Here is an 18,492-nt window from a genome sequence, read left to right on the forward strand (position 1 = left end):
TGATATAGGTTTTAGAAGATGCTTTCCTAAGACAACTACGAAAAATCTCTCCTTTGTCGTTGGTTTGATCCGTCTGATTCTATGATGGATGATTTTTATAAAAACCTCAAACCCAGTTCCCAATTTCAAAATATCTTTGAAGGGACAACGGTAACCAAAGTCCCTGACGATTGGTTTGTACTCATTACCGACATTGTCGGATCCACGAAGGCAATCGAAGAAGGTCGTTATAAGGATGTGAATACTGCTGGTGGGTTAACCGCAATTGCTGTTGCCAATGTCTATGGGCATATGGACTTTCCTTTTGTATTTGGTGGTGATGGTGTTACCTTTTTGTTACCAATCAATTTGCTCTTTCCGATTCGGTCTGCCATTGCTGACACCATCTCTCAAGTTCGTTTAGCATTTGATTTGGAAATGCGTGCAGGAATTGTTCCTGTCCAAGAATTGTATCGAGCTGGCACGGAATTATTTTTAAGTAAGTTTAAGGCCTCTGATCATTACGTGCAGTGTTCTCTCTTTGGAACTGCTTTACCATTGGCAGAACAATGGATCAAAGAAGGGAAAGATGAATCTTATTTGGTTCGTGAAAACGAAAAAATTCTACCTGCTGACTTCACTGGATTTACCTGTCGATGGAAAGATGTGCCTAGTGAACGTGGGGAAGTTGTATCCCTCATCGTTAAACCGAATCATTCTGATTTAGAAGTTTGCAAAAAGATCATCACACGTGTGTTACATTTTATACGTTCTGAATATGGGGAAGAAAAAGATTACCATCCACTCAGTTTAAATCAGATTGAATTGGACAATGGAGATCATTTACGAAAGGAAGCTATTGCAAGGACAGGAAAACATTCTGGAATTCGTTACCGCTTAACCTTATTACAGATTTGGGTGGAACGGACATTGATGGCTCTTGCAATGAAGTGGAATCTTCCAATCAAATCTGGTCATTATTCACTCAACCGTTTGAAAGAATACCAAGTGATGTCTGCTGACTTTCGTAAATACGATGGTACACTAAAGATGGTGATCGATGGATCCAAAAAACATCGTTTGGCACTCGAGTCCTTCTTACAAAAGTTAGAAGGGGAAGGGTTGTTACATTATGGACTTTTTGTTTCTAACAGATCACTCATGACCTGTGTTTTAAAAGTAGCTTCTTCCGATGAAGTGCATTTTGTGGATGGAGCCGATGGCGGTTTTGCTATGGCCGCCAAATCGTTAAAAGAAAAACTTAAAGGGAAATTTTAGGAAGAAACATGGATTTCTTCGAATAGGGTCAAAATCGAAGCCAACGTTTCACGTTAAAAAAGTTTGCATTTTTCATTTGCCATGCCAATCTAAGAAGTGATGGTTCTTCGATTATCACTTCTTATTCTATGTTTCTTCCTTGCCTGCGGTAAACCCGCGACTTCCGAATCAGAAAACCAAAATGGTTCTCAAGGTTCCAATGAGACCAAACGAATTGTGTATTTTGGAGATTCCTTAACCGCTGGTTATGGCCTAACCAATTATGAGGACGCATGGCCTCATGTTCTGACAAATCGGATCAATGCAGAAGGGTATTCGTATCAAATGACAAATGCGGGAGTCTCAGGTGACACAACCAGTGGTGGCCTTGGAAGGTTGGAGTGGGTGCTTGCCGAAAAACCAACAGTCTTTATCCTTGAGTTAGGAGCAAATGATATGTTACGGGGAATCAGTCCTGCTGTGACCAAAGAAAACCTACGTTCCATGATCAAACAAATTAAATCACAATATCCTAGCACCAAAATTTTGTTAGTTGGAATGATCGCAACACCCAATATGGGAAAAAAATATGGCAATGCATTTAATGCAATTTATCCTGAACTTGCAAAAGAAGAATCGGTTCCCTTGGTCCCTTTTATTTTAGAAAAAGTAGCCACCATTCGTCAACTCAATCAAAAAGATGGAATCCATCCCACTGAAGAAGGTCATAAACTTGTGGCTGACACAGTCTACCCTTACTTAAAACCACTTTTAGAAAAATAGGAACTCATACGATGCAGAGTCCATTCCCCATCCCTCCATTTGCCAATGAATGCAAAACATTCGCCAAAACTTCATTTGGTGCTTCCTTTACGCATCCTTTCGTTTTGGCTTTAGCAGACGGCACTCTCGATCCCAAACTCTTTCGATTTTACCAAATCCAAGATGCAAAATACTTAGAGGCTTTCTCTGATGCTTGTGCCATTCTTTCCACAAAAGTAACAGACCCAGAAGATAAACTTTGGCTGATCGATGCGGCAAGGATGGCTCTTGTGGTAGAAGGACAACTCCATCTGGGCTATGGAAAAACATTAGGGTATGATGCAAAGACCATCGCTGACACGGAAGCCACTCCGAATAACCTAGCGTATCAAAATCATATGGTGACAACGGCTATGCGAGGCACTGTCCTTGAGGGTTTTTGTGCCATTGCCCCTTGCCCTTGGCTCTACATTGAACTAGGTCAACACTTCTTACGTGAGAAAGGATCCATTCCAGAAGACCATCCCTATGCTTCTTGGCTTACGATGTATTCCGATCCAGGGTTTAATGACTACATGACCAATCTTCTCGCGCGAGTGGAGAAGTATGCCTTGGTTTCTGATCAAGGAAGCAAAAACAGAGCAAAGTTAGCCTTCCAACAAAGTTGTAATTATGAATGGATGTTTTGGGAACAGGCTTGGACAAACCAAAGTTGGCCATCTCGATAAAGATCTGTTAGTTGGTTATGGGGTTTTGATTTTAGCATGGGGTATAGAGGCAAAACCTATCTTAACTCGATCGGGAACTAAAATCTTGGCACAGATAACTCGTTTGTACCAGGTTTCCCCACGCAAACCCACCATTTGTTTTACCCTTTTTCGTCTTTTTTCCTTGCCGATTTGTCCTGATTCCAAATGATGGTTTCACAAACCTTCTGCGGGAATAGCTCAGCGGTAGAGCATCTCCTTGCCAAGGAGAGGGTCGCGGGTTCAAGTCCCGTTTCCCGCTAATGAAGGTCTTCTTCTTTTTCTTTCCATTACACTCTCTTTTTTTACACTGGATATAATACGATGGAATTTACTGCTAAAAAAAATAATAACGCCACTTGTGACCTCAGCATTCAATTTAGCGCTGAAGAAGTCCGCACCGCCTACTCAAAGGCTTACAAAAATGCAGCTGAAAAAGTAAAAATCCCTGGATTTCGACCAGGAAAAGCTCCTCTGAATATGGTCGAAAAAGTCCTCGGTGATACCGTAATGGACGATGCTGCCAACATCATGTTAAACCAAGCGATGGCTGACCTCTTTGACAAATTGGAACACAAACCAATTCGTTTGCCACAATTCCAAATGGAAACCTTTGATAAAAATACGGGTGCCAAGGCAAAAGCCACTTACGATACCAAACCAGAAGTCACCTTACCAAAGTTAAAGAAAATCAAAATCCAACCAAAAGAAATTAAAATTTCGGAAACCGATATCCAAAAAGAATTGGAAGGAATCCAAAAAAATATGGCTCGCAATTCTTTGAAAGAAGAAGGCGAACCAGTGGAAGCGGCGGATTTACTCGAAATCAATTATAAGTTCAAAGAAACGGGAAAAGAATACCCGGATGCCAACCAAGTTGGAAAATTCCAAATGGGTGCTCCTCAAAACCCTCCTGGTTTTGAAACGAACCTACTTGGGATGAAGTTAAATGAAACAAAAGAGTTCACATTCACTTACCCAGATGTATATCCAGCTTCTCCTGAGTCCGCTGGAAAATCCATCATTTACACAGTAACAGTCACTGCGATTTACAAAGTAACATACCCTGAAATCAATGACGACTTTGCTTCCGAAGTAGATGGTTCTGCCAACTTACAAGAGTTAAAAGAAAAAACCAAAAAACAACTGATTGAGATATTTGGGAATGCACTCACCAAACGTGCAACAGATGACGCCTACAACGAAATCATCAAAGAATCGAAATTCATCATTCCTGAATCCCTCATTGAAGAAGAAACGGAAACAGTTTTCAAAAACTTCATGCGTGAATTTGGCCTTCCGGTAACTTCCCTTTCCGACTACGCAAAACGCCTCGGAAAAGAAGAAAAAGAAGTGCGTGAGTCCTTTTCCAAAGCTGCGGAAAAACGCATCCAAACTTACATTTTGAAGCAAAAAATCGCGGATGACTACAAAATCGTCATTTCTGACGAGGAAGTGGAAGCCGGTTACGAAAAAGAAGCCACTGCCCAAGGAATTCCTGCCGAAACTTTGAAAAAAGAAGTCCAAAAACAGAAGGCAGAAACCTACTACCGTGACAAATTCCTGTTTGATAAAATTGACGAGTTTGTTTACGCTGAGGTAGAGAAAAAATCGCCCAAAGCAATTTCAACGGAAGAAGCTGAGAAAATTCTTAGCGGGAAAGAAGAGTAAACTATGTCCACATTATTACCATATGTTTCAGAACAAACAAGCCGTGGCATCGATCGTATGGATGTCTATTCAAGACTTCTACGGGATCGAATTATTTTTTTAGGTTCCGGCATTGACGATACCTACGCGAATGCTGTTTGTGCACAACTTTTGTTTTTAGAAGCAGAAAACCCAGACCGTGATATCTACCTCTACATCAATAGCCCTGGTGGGTATGTGAGTTCAGGACTTGCGATTTATGACACCATGCAACTCATCAAACCTGAAGTGAGAACCCTTTGTATTGGTCAGGCATCTTCCATGGCAGCTCTGTTACTTGCAGGTGGAGCCAAAGGAAAACGATCTGCCCTTCCGAATTCTCGAATTATGATGCACCAACCTTACGGTGGAGCAGGTGGGCAAGCTTCTGATATCGAGATTTCTGCAAAAGAAATCATCAAGACGAAGAACACTTTGATCGATTTATATGGTAAACATATCGGAAAACCTGCAGCGCAAATCCAAAAAGACACGGAAAGAAATTTCTTTATGAGTGCTGAGGAAGCGAAAGAATACGGTATCATTGATAACGTGATCCTAGAACGCAAACAAATGATACAAGCCTAAGGAGGCGTCTCCATGACTAAACGTGCAAGCCAAACAGGGAATTCCAGAGAAAAGTTACATTGTTCTTTCTGCGGAAAGGCCCAAGACGAAGTAAGAAGGCTTGTTGCAGGTCCTGGAGTTTACATTTGTGATGAATGTATTTCCTTATGTAACGAAATCATCGCAGAAGAACCACAAACTGGTGAAAAAACTGCGATTGTGGGAGAAATCCCAAAACCAACTGAAATCAAAAAAATCTTAGATCAGTATGTGATTGGACAAGAACAAGCCAAAAAAGCTTTGTCTGTTGCCGTATACAATCACTACAAACGAATCTTCCATAACGAACGTAAGGCGGGAGACGTGGAATTGGAAAAATCCAATATCATGCTCATTGGACCTACTGGTTCTGGAAAAACCTTACTCGCACAAACACTCGCTCGCATTCTAAAAGTTCCATTTGCGATCGTAGATGCAACGGCACTCACAGAAGCAGGGTATGTGGGAGAGGACGTAGAAAATATCATTCTCAAACTCATCCAAAACGCTGATAATGATGTGAAACGTGCGGAGATGGGAATCATCTACATCGACGAAATTGATAAAATTTCTCGTAAGTCTGACTCTGCTTCTATCACTCGTGATGTGAGTGGAGAAGGGGTACAACAAGCCCTTCTTAAAATCATTGAAGGGACAGTTGCAAACGTGCCACCACAAGGTGGGAGAAAACACCCTCATCAGGAATACATCCCAGTTGAAACCAAAAATATCCTCTTCATTTGTGGAGGAGCTTTTGTGGGTCTCACTGACATCATCAAACAACGTGTTGGTGTAAAATCCATTGGTTTCCATTCGAATGAAGTTGTAAACGACAGAGGAAGAAAAATCGAAGAAGGGGAATCCATGGTTCACCATGTGATTCCTGATGATTTGATGAAATTTGGTCTGATCCCAGAATTTATTGGGCGACTTCCTATCATTGCGACTCTAGACGAGTTAACGATCGACAGTTTGAAATCCATTTTTACGGAACCCAAAAACTCCCTTCTCAAACAATACCAAAAGATGTTTGATATCGAAAACGTGAAACTCAAGTTCACGGAAGCAGCGATTGAGGCCATTGCACAAACGGCAATCAAACGGGAAAGTGGAGCGAGGGGACTTCGTGCCATCGTAGAAGAGATTATGATGGAACTCATGTTCCAAATTCCTTCTAGAAAAGATGTGCTCGAAGTGGTGGTAACAGATGAAACTGTTCTCAAAAAAGAGGCACCGATCACAATTCTAAAAGGTGATATCGAAAAAATCGCTTAGAATTCCAAATACTAACTCTGGATTTACAATTTAAATTTGTAGATTTAGTAAAACGAATCAAACCTATCATTCTGATAGGTTTTTTTTTGGAGTCCTGTATGTTCGATATCAATTTCAATTTCAATCTGAATCAAAACGGATACCATCGGTTCTCCAAACCTTCCTACATTCGATTCCGAGTTTTGATATTTTCAATCGCGATGGGGTTTTTACTCACCCACTGCCAACTGAAGAAAGTGGAGTCGAATCCTCTCCCACAAGAATCTCAATCCCAAATCCTTTCCCCTAAAAAAACAGTAGAGACTCAGTCTCTTGAATGGATCAAAATCAAAGAATCGGTTTGGATCCACAAAAGTTTTGGCAGTTTCCAAGGGAAACTTTACCCATCCAATGGACTTGTGGTATTAACAAATAAGGGTGTGGTTGTGATCGACACTCCATGGACCGAACCACAAACAGAAGAACTCATCCAAAGTATCCAGACAAAGTTTCAAAAACAAATTCTATTCCTTATTGTGACCCATGCACATGACGACCGTATGGCGGGAGTTTCTTCCTTTCAAAAAAAGAAAATCCCTGTTTATAGCACCCAATTGACAGCCAAATTAGCCAAGGAGAATGGATATGGAATTCCAAGTCCCATCCTTGACATCCAAACTCGTTTGGCTGCTGGAAAAGTTTCCGTGGAAGTGTTTTACCCAGGACATGGCCATTCCCCTGATAATATTGTGGTTTGGTTACCAGAAACTCATATCCTTTTTGGTGGTTGTCTTGTGAAGGATTTGGATGCGTCCGATTTGGGCAACACTAAAGATGCGAATTTGATGTTGTGGGAATCTTCAGTCAAACGAGTGTTAGCCCGGTATCCTGATGCCGAAGTGGTTGTGCCAGGACACGGGAATTGGGGGAAACTCGATTTACTTCGTCATACTTTGCGTTTACTTGTTTCGCCGAACCACTAAGATCGAAAGTTTTTCCATTGGGTTTGTGAGATTTCTTTCCCGTCCGAGAGAACTCATTTTTTTGGCTATGGCTAGTAACATCTGGCGAGAGGAACTTGGCCGCAGGTCGAGTAAGTAGTCCACAAATTCTTCCATGATTTCAAACGAAGTGAGGCCAAATTGGGTAAGCGTTCTATCACTCGCCCAAACCAAATAATCCCCTACCTCAATCCCATCGGCCATCGAAATTGGATGTTTGTGATTGGGATACCAATGGTCATCCCCACTTCCTTCAATCACTTGGATGCCATGGTCAGAAAACTGAAAGATAGGCATATCCATGTAGTGTAAAAAAGACATTTTATCATCTTTGTTTTGGATCACAAATGCAGAGAGTTTTAATTTTAAAAAAGCAAATTGGTGGAGAGCAAATTTTAATTTTTCGAGTAATTCTTCCGTAGAAAAAAGTCCATCCCCAAAAGAAGATACGATCCCATGGATAAAAACTTTTTCCGATGATTCTAAAATTCCAGGTTCCATATGGCCTGCAATGATTCCAAAAAGACCATCTTTTGCGCGAACCATTCGAATGTAGTCTGCACCCGCATAACGCATCATCGATGGAAATACGGCTACATCAAATCCTGGTGTATTTGGGATTTTGATGTCGGGGATTTGTTTATTAACAGAAGAAGCTTGGATCGTTTTCCAATCAAATTTGTTTTCAAATTGTTCCTCTGTTAGACCTTCTTCCCCTTGTAATAACGTGAACATCACAGATTTGTAAATTTTATATTCATCGGAATTTCGATTGAGGTTTCGAATGTCTTTTGGGATCTCGTTTTCGCTATCTTGGATATGAAAAACGATATGAAGGATGTATTGGTATAAAAATCCAAGAAAATAATATACGATAAAACTAATACACAAAGCCAAAAGAAAAGAACTGTAAATACCAACCAAGTTGAAGTTGAGAGTGTTTTCCCCTTTTGGATTTTGCCAATGAGAGAAGGTGAATTCAGCAAATAAAAAATGAATGAAAAAAAATAAAAAACTAATGATACCTAGAAGGATGGGTAGTTTGACTCGGTAACTCATTTTGAATCAGTGGCTTCCAATAAACGCATGAGGATCGCAGATAAAAAGAATAAAAAGCTGAGTGGCAATAGTAACATAAGCATTGAAAATACATCTGGCCCTGGTGATAAGACGGCAGATACAACCGCGATGATAAGAACTGCTTCCCTCCATCGAGAAATAAGGAACTTAGAGGACAATATTCCAATACGACCAAGTAAAATGAGAACAATCGGAAGTTGGAACGAAGCTCCAAACACTAAGTGTAGGTTGAAAAACAAATCATAATACTCATCAATCGGTAAATAAGGGTCCACTCCATCGGGTCGTAATACCACAAGGAAAACTCGTAAAAAATTTTCGAAGACAGTAAACCAACAAAGAGCAAGACCAGACCAGAAGAGTAAGGTAGAAAAAAGAATGATGAACTTTCCCCATTTCTCCGTCCTTGGATCCACAGCAGGTGCAATGAAACCCCAAAGGATATAGAGTAAAAAGGGTAGGGATACAAGAACCGATAAGATAAAGGACGTTTTCAAATAAATGAGAAACGGTGCCATGAGTTGGATCTGAAAAAAATGAGCATCGGGCCCGAGAACCGATTTGTAAGGTTGGATGAGAAAACTATGGATTTCACTTCCAAAATACAAGGTTCCGATCATAAACACGGAAACAACGAGAATGGAATAAATGAGTCTTTGCCGGAGCTCTTCTAAGTGGTCTCCCAGGGACATATACTTTTCCCTGGTTTCCGAATCTTCCGGCAGTGGCAGTGCGGTTCTTTTTTTTTCAGCCAATGGGATGGATTAAGCTTTTTTCTTTTTTGTAGATTTGGGTTGAGACTGCGCCTGTTTTGGTTCTTCTACAGGAAAACTGGTTTGTGAAGGTTCCTCGTCTTGTCCCGTAAGAGACTTTCGAAATTCTTTGATCCCAGAACCCAGATCTTTGGCAAGGCTAGGCAATCGTTTTCCACCAAAAAAAAGTAAGGCTAAAAAAACGATGAGTGCAATCTCCCACGGTCCTAAATTAAAAAAAGCAATAGGTGCTTGAAAAGAAAACGGATTGGATGGCATATTTCCCTCTTAAGGCAAGAGTTATGCAAACGAATCTGGAAGCAAGCGGAATGATAGAATTCTTTAAGGTCTTGCCGAACCTATTTTCTGGTGGAGTTTATCTCACCGACCCAAAATCTGGCCAAATTTTATTTTCCAATGACTTTTTTAAAGACAACCTTGGTTGCCAAAAACCAGGGAAAGAATGTTTAGAAACTGATTTACTTGCTTGGGTTTCATTGGAAGACAAAGAAACTTTTCGGGAACAAATTCTATCACCGTTGAAACTAAATGATCGGGAACAAATCGTAGGTGACTTCCGATTTCAAATGCCTAACGAAACGCTTGTTCGGTGGTTCCAATTTGAAAAAAGAAAAGTGAACATTCCGTCCATGGATTCATCTTTACAAATTGTATTTGTGCGGGATGTAACCAACGAAAAAACAAATGAAATCAATATAGTAGAACAAATCCAATTTTTTCTAGGGCTTTTCGAAAACGCATCGGTAGGGATGGCCTTACAGGATTGGGAAGGTGGATACTTTCGCATCAACCCAAGGTTTACAGAAATCACAGGTTATAGTTTTCAAAATCTGACAGACCTCAATATCAAACGGATCAAAGGGGAACCAATCTCTGAAGAAGAGATGGAATACTTTAGTTTCTTTAAAGAAGGGGCGGAAGAATCACGACTTACCCGTAAAGATGGAAGGCGAATCAATGTTTATCGGCGTATTAGTGCGTTTCGGAACTCACAAGGGAAACCAGATTTTTATTATGTGTTTTTGGATGATGTCACAGAAAAAAAACAATTGGAGTCCTATCAGTTACATTCGCAAAAAATGGAAACCATTGGAAGCCTTGCGACCAATATCGCCCATGATCTCAACAATTACCTGCAACCCATTCATGTGTTTTCACAATTGGGAAAAGAACAAATCGTTTCTGGTAAATTTAACGAATCTGAAGTATTGGAGTATTTGGAAAAGATTCGATTAGGTGCAGATAACGCACGTTCCATGATTCATAGAATCATTCATTATTCCAAAACAAAAAACGAACATTCCATTTCCAGAATTGATATTTCTTCTGTGGTGGAATCCACAATCCCTCTGCTTGTGGCAGGGTTACCAAAAAATGTGGAAGCTCAGTTTGATTTTTATAAATCAGCTTTGATTACAAAGGTTGATGCAGTTCAATTTTCAAAAATCCTTTGTGAACTCACCTCAGGTGGCATTTTTGTTTGGGATGATCGGAAACGGGGACTTGTGCAAATCCAAACCAAACCGACAGATGAAGTTCGATTACTTGTTTCGTTAGAATTCAGTGGATTGTCATTACCCAGTTTATCAGAACTGACTACTTTGGACCTTGTGAATTTTAAAGATGAAGACTTTCAGTGGACTGGAATCCATTTGATCAATCGGTATGTCAAAAATTGGGGTGGTGAGTTTTATTTAGACAAACCAGACCCAATGACTTTAAAAATTTTCATTTACCTCCCATTGGAAGAGTCTTTGCCAATTCTAAAATCTTATACGACAAGTAACGATCCGAAACCAAAAGATGTTTGGTCGGAAATTGCAAAAAAAGAAATATGGATTGTGGAAGATGATGAAGCGGCAAGTGAAGCCATCTCCTTTGTTTTGTCACAAAAACAAATCAAACCAAAATTGTTTGAAAGTTCTTCTAAAGCATTACAATGCTTAAATCAAAGTATTCCTGATTTTGTTTTGTCTGACTATCGAATGAGAGAGATGAGTGGGCTTGTTTTGATTCGAAAGATCAAACAATCCAATCCTAATTTAGCTTCTGTTTTATATACAGGGAATATGGATGGTTTGGATGCCGAAGAACTTTCAAATGAAGGGATATTGGTTCGGTCAAAACCAATATCCGTAGATGAATTGTATGAAACGATTTTGTTATCGTTTGGATTTCTTTGATTTTTTAACTTCTTCAGCTCCCGTTGTATCCTTGATGAATTGAATCATTTCTTTTTCAAGTAAGACCTTATCGGTTTTAACATATTTGGAAAGTAGGACATGTGCTCCGTCTTCCACTTTTAACAATCGATTTTTTGGATTGGCATTGGGACCAGATTGGATTTTGTCAAAAACGGCTAACATCGCATTTACGGAAGCCACAAAGTCATGTTCTCGTTCTGATTTGTAATAATACATGAGGAGAGTAGGTGCACTCACTTTGGGATAAGGATTTTCTTTGTCCATAAATCGTTTGAGATCTAAGATGTTTTGAATGGCACCATAATACTGATCCAAATACCAGTATTTCGCTGATTCATCTTTTGGATCTGTTTTGGAAATTCGGATTTCTCCTTTGATCGCATCAATAAATGATTTTCCCCAATAAAATCGAAAGAGATGAGCTGTTGGATCATCAAAGTCATAAAAGGGAGAAGCTAAAATCAAACTATCCACAAGCTCTGGGTGTTTGGCCGCAAGGTAAGTTGCGATGTTTCCACCCATACTTGTCCCAATGACAACTGTTTTGTGACCCAGTTCTTTTGAGTATAGTAAACTATCTTCTGCATCTTGTAAGTAACGTTGGAAGGGAGTGTTCAAATGGTCTTCGATATTGGTTCCATGACCTGGAAGACGAACATAGTAGGTGTTGGCGCCAAAGTATTCGCTGAGTTTGTTTGTGACTTCTTCCCCTTCACCACGACTTGCTCCAAATCCATGGAGATACAAAATGGCGATTGGTGTTGGTTCTTCGGAGACTCGGAGAAGATACTCTTCGTTGTTTGGTTTGGTATTTTCTTTTTTGCTGATCTCTAGTTCGTTTTTGTAAAAGGTCTCAAAATTTTCAAATTTACGAGTGGAATCATAATTGTATTCACCAGTAGACCATTTGTAAGTGGATAGGAGAAAGGAAGATAGAATGAGAGTGATGGCGGTCACCCATTTGATTATTAATCTCATCGAGGTTCTCTTGTTACGAAAGGTAAATACTACAAATTTAGGAATTCTGTTACTAATTCAAGTCAATTTGTTCGTTTTCTGTCACAAAACGAATCCGAATCCAACTTTGTGGACAATACCTGTGCCTGATCTTGCGAAAACGACTGCAGTTTATGGCCAAATCCAAAACCCAAGAGAGATAGACGTCTCCATCCTTTCGGCATCAAGTTCTCTATACAAAAGAGTTGAGTTCCATACCATGTCTGTTGACAAAGAAGGAATTATGCGGATGCGTAAATGGGAATATCCCATCCATCTCAAACCCAAGGAAACCATCGATTTGGAACGAAATGGCACCCATTTAATGTTATATGACAAACAAAATGAGAAAGGAGATTTATGGATCGAAATCCATTACTCCGATGGAAAAACAGAGAAACATATTGTGGAGATCAAATCATTATGAATCAAGTTCGGTGGATTGTTTGTATTAGTTTTCTATTCTGTTTTTTGCCACAATGTGGGAGTTCTTTGGAGCTCACCGAACTTCCTATAGGTGGAAATATTGTAGCTGTCGAAAAAACGGGAACTACGGTAGATTTAAAAACATTTTCGGAACCAGTGTTACTTGTTTTTTTTGGTTATACGTATTGTCCTGATTTTTGTCCAAACACATTGGCCAAAATCAAAGCAGCAACTGAAGGTTTTTCAGAAGCGGAGAAAAAACAATTTCGTGTGATCTTTATTTCTATTGATCCAGAACGAGATGCCTCGGAAACCGCAAACAAGTATGTACAGTTTTATTTACCCAATGCTTCAGGATTTAGTTTTGATCAATCCACAACCAACCAAATCGTAAAACAATATGCAGCCTATGTGGAAAAAACAAAAGATGGGTTATCGTTTGATCATTCTACGTATATTTATGTATTAGATTCCCAACGGAAAACTCGAAAACTCATCAAGTCTACCGATGGGAAAGAAGTGATCACCAAAGCCATCCAAGTCTTAAGCAGCAATTCCGTTCAAACGAAGTAAGGCATCAATGTCTGGATCTTTTCCGTAAAAATCTCGGAAAAGGTTCATGGCATTGGCAGATCCACCTTTTTCCAGAACTGTTTTTCGGAAATGTGCTGCATGTTCTAAGTCAAACACACCTTTGTCGACAAACGAATAAAATGCATTTGCAGAAAGTAGTTCTGCCCATTTATAAGAATAATATCCTGCCGCATAACCACCAGCAAAGATATGAGTGAATGAATTTTGAAATTTGTTGTAAGAGGGAGGAGTGACAACCGCCACTTCCTTTCTGACTTGGTTTAGAATTTCTTGCACTCGCGATTCGTTTGGTCTTTCTTTATGAACCAACATATCAAATTTAGCAAATTCTAATTGTCTCACAACACCCATGGCTGACATAAAGTTTTTTGCTTTGACCATGGTTTCGATATAGGAATTGGGAATTGGTTCTTTTGTTTGGTAGTGTTTTGCAAAGAGTTGTAAGACCTTTGGTTCATACACAAAGTTTTCCAAAAATTGAGAAGGGAACTCGACTGCGTCCCATTCTACACCATTCACTCCGCTCACAAAGGCTTCCTTCACTTTAGAAAGTAAATGGTGGAGTGCATGTCCCAATTCATGAAAGAGAGTTACCACATCACTTGGTCGTAATAAGCTGGGTTGAGTGGCGGTTGCTTTTGGAAAACTAGCAACCACAAAGGCAATCGGAAGTTCTGTTTTGCCGGTTTCATCTTGGAAATGGGGTTTCCAATTATGCATCCAGGCACCACCTTTTTTCTCAGTCCGCACTTCTAAATCCAAATACAATCGGGAACGTGTTTCTCCTTCTACGATGAGGTCATAACATAGAACAGAGGGCTCCCAAACATTTGTTTTTACTTCTTGAAAGGTAACACCGAGTAGTTGTTGTAAAAATTGAAATGTGCCTTGGATCACAGTTTCTTTTTCTAAATAAGGTCTGTAGATTTCTTCGTCATAAGAGAAGGATGCTTTTTTTAATTTCTCGGAATAGTATGTGAGATCCCAAGGTTCAATCTGTTCCTCTCCTAAAGATTTTGCAAAATCTTGGATGGCAACGTATTCTTTTTCGGCAATGGGTTTTGCTTTTTCTGCTAGGTGATCGAGAAAGGAAATCACTTCTTCTGGAGTGTTTGCTACCTTGGTAGCCAAACTCAAATGAGCATAGGTTTCGAACCCGAGTAATTTTGCTTCTTTGTCTCGAAGTGCTAAAATCTCTTCGATGAGTTTTCCATTTTCAGGAGCCCTTGTGCAATAGGCATCATAAAGTTCTTTTCTGATCTTTCTATTTTCACCATAGGTCATATAAGCAATGTAAGATGGGAAATGAAGGGTGAATTTATAAGTTCCATCAGATTGTTTGGCAGAATTTTTATCACTTTCTGGAATCCCCGCGACATCTTCTTCCTTTAAGGAAAGGGCAAAGGCATTCGTCGCATTGAGGACATTTTGTGAAAATTGATTGGTTAGATCAGCAAGTTTGATGCGGATATTCTTTAGTTCTTCTTTCGTGGTTGTGTCGAGCCCCACACCTGACAATCGAAAGTCCCTGATTTCATTTTCTAACACCTTTCTTTGTTCAGGATTTATATTTTTGTCTGTGGATTGGATTTGTAAAAGGGCCGCAAAGATAGTTTCATTTTGACCTAGGTCCGTATAATATTCGCTTAGTTTTGGTAACAAACGACTATATATCGTTTGGCTTTCTTCACTGTTTTTGACAGAGTTGAGATGAGAAATTTCAGTAATGAAATCACCGAGTTCTGTTTGGATTCTTTGGTAAGGCTTTAAAAAGTTTTGAAAGGAAAAGGAACTTTGGCCGAGTAAAGACTCAATGAATTGTTTGTTAGACTCCATCTTATCTAAAATGGTTTTTTCTTTTTCGATTAGATTGTCTGAATGAAATTCTGGAAACATCGGCACCTCTTGGAAATTAGACTCGATTTCGAATCCTTAGAGGCCATATTGGAGTTACGAGGAAAGTATGCCACTGGAAAAAAGGAAAATTGTCTTCTTCGACGGGGTTTGTCATCTCTGTATGGGATCGGTTCAGTTTCTACTGAAACACAACAAAAAAGAATCCCTTTTGTTTTCAAACATTGGTTCCAAAACATACTTTGAACTTTTCCCCGAGGCCACGGAAAAACAACTCCCAGATAGTATCCTCTATTGGAACGAGAGAAATCTATTGGTTGAATCCGATGCCATCCTTGGGATCACAAAAGAGCTTCGTTTTCCATGGAATTTAGGTGTTGTGTTTTGGATTGTGCCGAGAGGAATTCGGAACTTGGTGTACCGCTTCATTGCCAAACATCGTTACCAATGGTTTGGCAAAGCAGAAAGTTGTATGATGCCTTCCCCCGAGTTGAAACGTCGATTTTTGGACTAAGGCATTTTTTTGACTAACCTGAGTTTTAAGGATTTGTTTCGGTCATAAACATAAATGGAGATGGGTTCTCCTATTGGTAATGTTTTCATCCCTAAGGCATCTAACATGATTTTATCTGAGTCAGTGAGAAGGATTTTTCCTTGGATCAGAAATAATTGATCCATCTGGATTTCTTTGATAGGCCGATTCAGATAAAATGCAAAACTTGGGATTCCGAGTCCACCAAACGAGTATAAGGTCTCATTTGGATCCAAACGATTCCCAATCGTATCAGCCAACAATTTTGTTTCCCTTCTCATTTCACTAAACTTTGGTATTAGAAAAAACCCAATGATACAAAACATCAAAATGGCAGTGGTAAGATAAATTCTGTATAAATAAATTTGGTTGTGTTTTTTGGATAATTGTTCTGCAAGCAAAATGGATAAAATGGGATAAGCAGAAAGAGGGTAAGATGGTAATTTACTCGAAAGAAATTCATAGAAGATCCAGGAAAAAATGAGTCCCACCATCAAGTAAGATCTAGGGGAGAGAGGTAACAAAATTCCATTTCGAAAAGATGAAAACACAGAATCCTTTATTTCTTTTGCATGTAAATGGGAGATAAGTCTCCAAAATATTTCTTTTAAAAAGGAAAGATAAACTCTTGTCCATGGAAATAAGGTGAGAACAAATAACACGAAGTAGGTGCCGGGGGGACCAGATTGGCCAAAGACGGGATTTGTGACCCTTCGTAAGATGTACCAATCGATCATCCATTGGATGAGAATTCCCCCATCCTTTTGCCAAGAAAGAGTTCCCCAAATCAAGATGGGTGATAGTGCCAAAGGCAAACCAAACCAAGGATGGAGTTTCCAAAGGATTGGGCGTATTTTTGTGAAAAATAGTAATACAAAACAGGTCCCACCGAGAAAGATGAGAATGGGTGGCCCTTTCACGAGCACACCAAGACTCACACTCATCCAAAAGAGAAAGGCATAAACTGTTTTTTCTGTTCTAAGGAAATGGTGTAGGCTCACAAATCCGATCATTCCAAAAAAGACTAACAAAGAATCCACTAAGGCAATTTTCCCATTCAGTGGAAAGTATAAGGAAAAGGAAAGGATACTGAAGGCATATAAGGCAGTTCTACTATTGAACATTACGGATGCTAGGTGGTATGTCAAAAGAGAAGTGCCGAGGATACAAAGGGCAGGAAAGAGTCGTAATACAAATTCGTTTGTTCCGAAAATCTGGAAGAATATCGAAGTGATCCAAAAATGGAGAGGTGGTTTTTTATGGGGTTCCGAGTAGGGGAATTCCATTTGTAAATAATCACCTGATGTTACCATGGTTTTCGCAAAACCTGCATAGGCCGCTTCGTCCTGGTCCACGAGGGGAGAGTGGTTCCCCCAAAACAAATACACGACGAGCACAAAAAGGAGAAGGAAAAACGTCCGTTTAGGAGTGAAAAATTGCACAATCCTAGAAGGAAAACCCAGCCAGCCTTGTCAAAACCAAATTCTTCCGGAAGACTTTGTATTCATTTTGTAACAAAACTGGAATCAAATTGGAAAATAGATTTTGTAAACTTTTCCTATGTTACTGCACATTCCAGGGCCGACCCTGGTCACAGAAGAGAAAGTCGTCAGGCCTTCCCTATGGAAGTACCGTTATCCTCTATTTGCCTTAGCACTTGTTGGAATCTTATTTGTATACCAACTAGCGGTAGTTATACTCCTTCGTAAACCAAAACAAAACATCGAAAAACCATTCTCAGGGTCCAAAATTCTAAATCCCTACGAAACATGGAAAAACGAAAATGGCGAAAAAATATCACTCCATGCCCATTCGGATGAAGTTTGGTTCACACCAGAACGTCATACCGTAAAAGAAATCATAAACGAATATAAAAAAGAAGGATTTGCCAATATCGCCATCACTGATTACGGCCAAATCTCTGAAGCAGAAGACAAGTCTTACATTCGAGGAATGGAATGGGGACAAAATGTTAAAAAACGACATATCCTTGCGATTGGAATCCAAAAATCATTTTATGATTATTTCCCGATTTATGCCTCCCGAGAAAATCTCAATTGGGTAATGGATCGTATGAAAAAGTTAGGTGGATATGTAATCCTCCCTCATCCGAAACTATTTGATTCGTATTCCAAAGAAGAGATGTTATCTTTGGAAGGATTCCAAGCAGTAGAAGTGTATTCTCCATTTGGTGATGATACTAAAATCCTAGATTCACTCTTAAGTTCTGGTAAAAATGTTCACTGTATGGCAAGTGATGACCTTCATTATTTTCCTGAAACCATCGTAAAACAATTTGATCAACCGTATTGGAAAGACCTCATCCAAACTCTTGGCCAACAACGTGGTCGTAAGGGTGAAAGTTTTTTACGTTACATTGTTACCAAGTCTGGAGCAAAAGACCAAACATCCATTGTCCAAGCCTTACAGGAAGGATCGTTTTATTGTGTGAAAAAATTCTTCCAAGGAGCACTGGATCCAAAAGTTCCAGAGATCCAAGTGAATGCAAAAAACCAAATCCAAGTGACTTCCAAAGAACGGTATTTGGAAATTCGTTTTATTGGCAGGCTCGGCGAGGTGTTACAAGTGAACCCTGATACAAATTCTGCGACGTATCAAATCTTAGAATCGGATCCCTATGTCCGAGTGGAACTGATCGCCCTGACGGGATCGATCCTTTCCAATGCAATAGTTCGGAACTAAGGAAACGAACTGATCCTTTCCAATTGAGAAGGGGAC

General features: G+C 39.7%; 18 protein-coding genes and 1 tRNA gene. 13 read left to right on the plus strand and 6 right to left on the minus strand.

The window, feature by feature from the left end; all coding sequences use genetic code 11:
* Nucleotides 1-84 precede the first annotated feature (84 nt).
* From EHQ59_RS16480 to bla, 8 genes are all read left to right on the plus strand, one after another.
* Nucleotides 85-1,257, plus strand: a complete 1,173-nt coding sequence (locus EHQ59_RS16480) for a DUF3095 domain-containing protein (protein WP_135620929.1) — start codon at nucleotides 85-87, stop codon at nucleotides 1,255-1,257.
* Nucleotides 1,258-1,356: 99 nt separating this feature from the next.
* On the plus strand, nucleotides 1,357-2,019 hold the full coding sequence (locus EHQ59_RS16485) for an arylesterase (protein WP_135620931.1): 663 nt from the start codon (nucleotides 1,357-1,359) through the stop codon (nucleotides 2,017-2,019).
* Between the two features lie 11 nt (nucleotides 2,020-2,030).
* On the plus strand, nucleotides 2,031-2,726 hold the full coding sequence (locus tag EHQ59_RS16490; protein ID WP_135620933.1) for a TenA family protein: 696 nt from the start codon (nucleotides 2,031-2,033) through the stop codon (nucleotides 2,724-2,726).
* A gap of 208 nt (nucleotides 2,727-2,934) precedes the next feature.
* Nucleotides 2,935-3,006 (plus strand) — tRNA-Gly (locus tag EHQ59_RS16495).
* Between the two features lie 62 nt (nucleotides 3,007-3,068).
* On the plus strand, nucleotides 3,069-4,415 hold the full coding sequence (gene tig, locus EHQ59_RS16500) for a trigger factor (protein ID WP_135620935.1): 1,347 nt from the start codon (nucleotides 3,069-3,071) through the stop codon (nucleotides 4,413-4,415).
* Nucleotides 4,416-4,418: 3 nt separating this feature from the next.
* Nucleotides 4,419-5,021, plus strand: a complete 603-nt coding sequence (locus tag EHQ59_RS16505) for an ATP-dependent Clp protease proteolytic subunit (RefSeq protein WP_135620937.1) — start codon at nucleotides 4,419-4,421, stop codon at nucleotides 5,019-5,021.
* Between the two features lie 12 nt (nucleotides 5,022-5,033).
* On the plus strand, nucleotides 5,034-6,314 hold the full coding sequence (gene clpX, locus EHQ59_RS16510) for an ATP-dependent Clp protease ATP-binding subunit ClpX (protein WP_135620938.1): 1,281 nt from the start codon (nucleotides 5,034-5,036) through the stop codon (nucleotides 6,312-6,314).
* Nucleotides 6,315-6,412: 98 nt separating this feature from the next.
* Nucleotides 6,413-7,276: a subclass B1 metallo-beta-lactamase gene (gene bla, locus EHQ59_RS16515; RefSeq protein ID WP_244245592.1), complete on the plus strand. Its 864-nt coding sequence runs from the start codon at nucleotides 6,413-6,415 to the stop codon at nucleotides 7,274-7,276.
* On the opposite strand, the gene rktP is transcribed toward bla, so the two are convergent.
* From rktP to EHQ59_RS16530, 3 genes are all read right to left on the minus strand, one after another.
* A complete protein-coding gene (gene rktP / locus EHQ59_RS16520; RefSeq protein ID WP_135620940.1) occupies nucleotides 7,253-8,353 on the minus strand; it encodes an Arg-Lys translocation region protein phosphatase RktP in 1,101 nt (366 codons plus the stop codon). The two genes, bla and rktP, sit on opposite strands and share 24 nt — an antisense overlap.
* The gene (gene tatC, locus EHQ59_RS16525; RefSeq protein WP_135621102.1) at nucleotides 8,350-9,066 is read right to left on the minus strand and encodes a twin-arginine translocase subunit TatC; all 717 of its coding nucleotides are present in this window, start codon (nucleotides 9,064-9,066) and stop codon (nucleotides 8,350-8,352) included. The genes rktP and tatC overlap by 4 nt, the downstream gene beginning before the upstream one ends.
* Nucleotides 9,067-9,138: 72 nt before the next feature.
* Nucleotides 9,139-9,405 carry a Sec-independent protein translocase subunit TatA/TatB gene (locus EHQ59_RS16530; RefSeq protein ID WP_135620942.1) on the minus strand — a complete coding sequence of 89 codons (267 nt, stop codon included), beginning with the start codon at nucleotides 9,403-9,405 and terminating at the stop codon, nucleotides 9,139-9,141.
* Between the two features lie 23 nt (nucleotides 9,406-9,428).
* Between EHQ59_RS16530 and EHQ59_RS16535 the strand changes: the two genes are divergently transcribed.
* Complete coding sequence (locus EHQ59_RS16535; protein ID WP_135620944.1) at nucleotides 9,429-11,330, plus strand: hybrid sensor histidine kinase/response regulator; 1,902 nt, start codon at nucleotides 9,429-9,431, stop codon at nucleotides 11,328-11,330.
* On the opposite strand, the gene EHQ59_RS16540 is transcribed toward EHQ59_RS16535, so the two are convergent.
* Nucleotides 11,310-12,329, minus strand: coding sequence for an alpha/beta hydrolase (locus tag EHQ59_RS16540; protein WP_135620945.1), 1,020 nt, complete (start codon nucleotides 12,327-12,329; stop codon nucleotides 11,310-11,312). The two genes, EHQ59_RS16535 and EHQ59_RS16540, sit on opposite strands and share 21 nt — an antisense overlap.
* Nucleotides 12,330-12,450: 121 nt before the next feature.
* On the opposite strand from EHQ59_RS16540, the gene EHQ59_RS16545 reads away from it, so the two are divergent.
* Entirely contained in the window at nucleotides 12,451-12,774 is a 324-nt protein-coding gene (locus EHQ59_RS16545) for a copper chaperone PCu(A)C (RefSeq protein ID WP_244245593.1), read from the plus strand.
* On the plus strand, nucleotides 12,771-13,346 hold the full coding sequence (locus EHQ59_RS16550) for an SCO family protein (RefSeq protein ID WP_135620948.1): 576 nt from the start codon (nucleotides 12,771-12,773) through the stop codon (nucleotides 13,344-13,346). The genes EHQ59_RS16545 and EHQ59_RS16550 overlap by 4 nt, the downstream gene beginning before the upstream one ends.
* Here the strand turns inward: EHQ59_RS16550 and EHQ59_RS16555 are convergent.
* Nucleotides 13,317-15,263 (minus strand): M3 family metallopeptidase, encoded by a 1,947-nt coding sequence (locus EHQ59_RS16555; RefSeq protein ID WP_135620950.1) that lies wholly within the window; start codon nucleotides 15,261-15,263, stop codon nucleotides 13,317-13,319. The genes EHQ59_RS16550 and EHQ59_RS16555 overlap by 30 nt on opposite strands.
* 67 nt (nucleotides 15,264-15,330) lie before the next feature.
* Here EHQ59_RS16555 and EHQ59_RS16560 point away from each other — a divergent pair, with 67 nt between their 5' ends.
* Entirely contained in the window at nucleotides 15,331-15,735 is a 405-nt protein-coding gene (locus tag EHQ59_RS16560) for a thiol-disulfide oxidoreductase DCC family protein (protein ID WP_135620952.1), read from the plus strand.
* Here the strand turns inward: EHQ59_RS16560 and EHQ59_RS16565 are convergent.
* The gene (locus EHQ59_RS16565) at nucleotides 15,732-17,195 is read right to left on the minus strand and encodes an ArnT family glycosyltransferase (protein ID WP_135620954.1); all 1,464 of its coding nucleotides are present in this window, start codon (nucleotides 17,193-17,195) and stop codon (nucleotides 15,732-15,734) included. The two genes, EHQ59_RS16560 and EHQ59_RS16565, sit on opposite strands and share 4 nt — an antisense overlap.
* Before the next feature lie 118 nt (nucleotides 17,196-17,313).
* On the opposite strand from EHQ59_RS16565, the gene EHQ59_RS16570 reads away from it, so the two are divergent.
* Entirely contained in the window at nucleotides 17,314-18,456 is a 1,143-nt protein-coding gene (locus tag EHQ59_RS16570; protein ID WP_135620956.1) for a PHP domain-containing protein, read from the plus strand.
* Nucleotides 18,457-18,492: the final 36 nt, after the last annotated feature.

Origin of the sequence: Leptospira kemamanensis, assembly GCF_004769665.1 — a bacterium.
Classification (GTDB): domain Bacteria; phylum Spirochaetota; class Leptospiria; order Leptospirales; family Leptospiraceae; genus Leptospira_A; species Leptospira_A kemamanensis.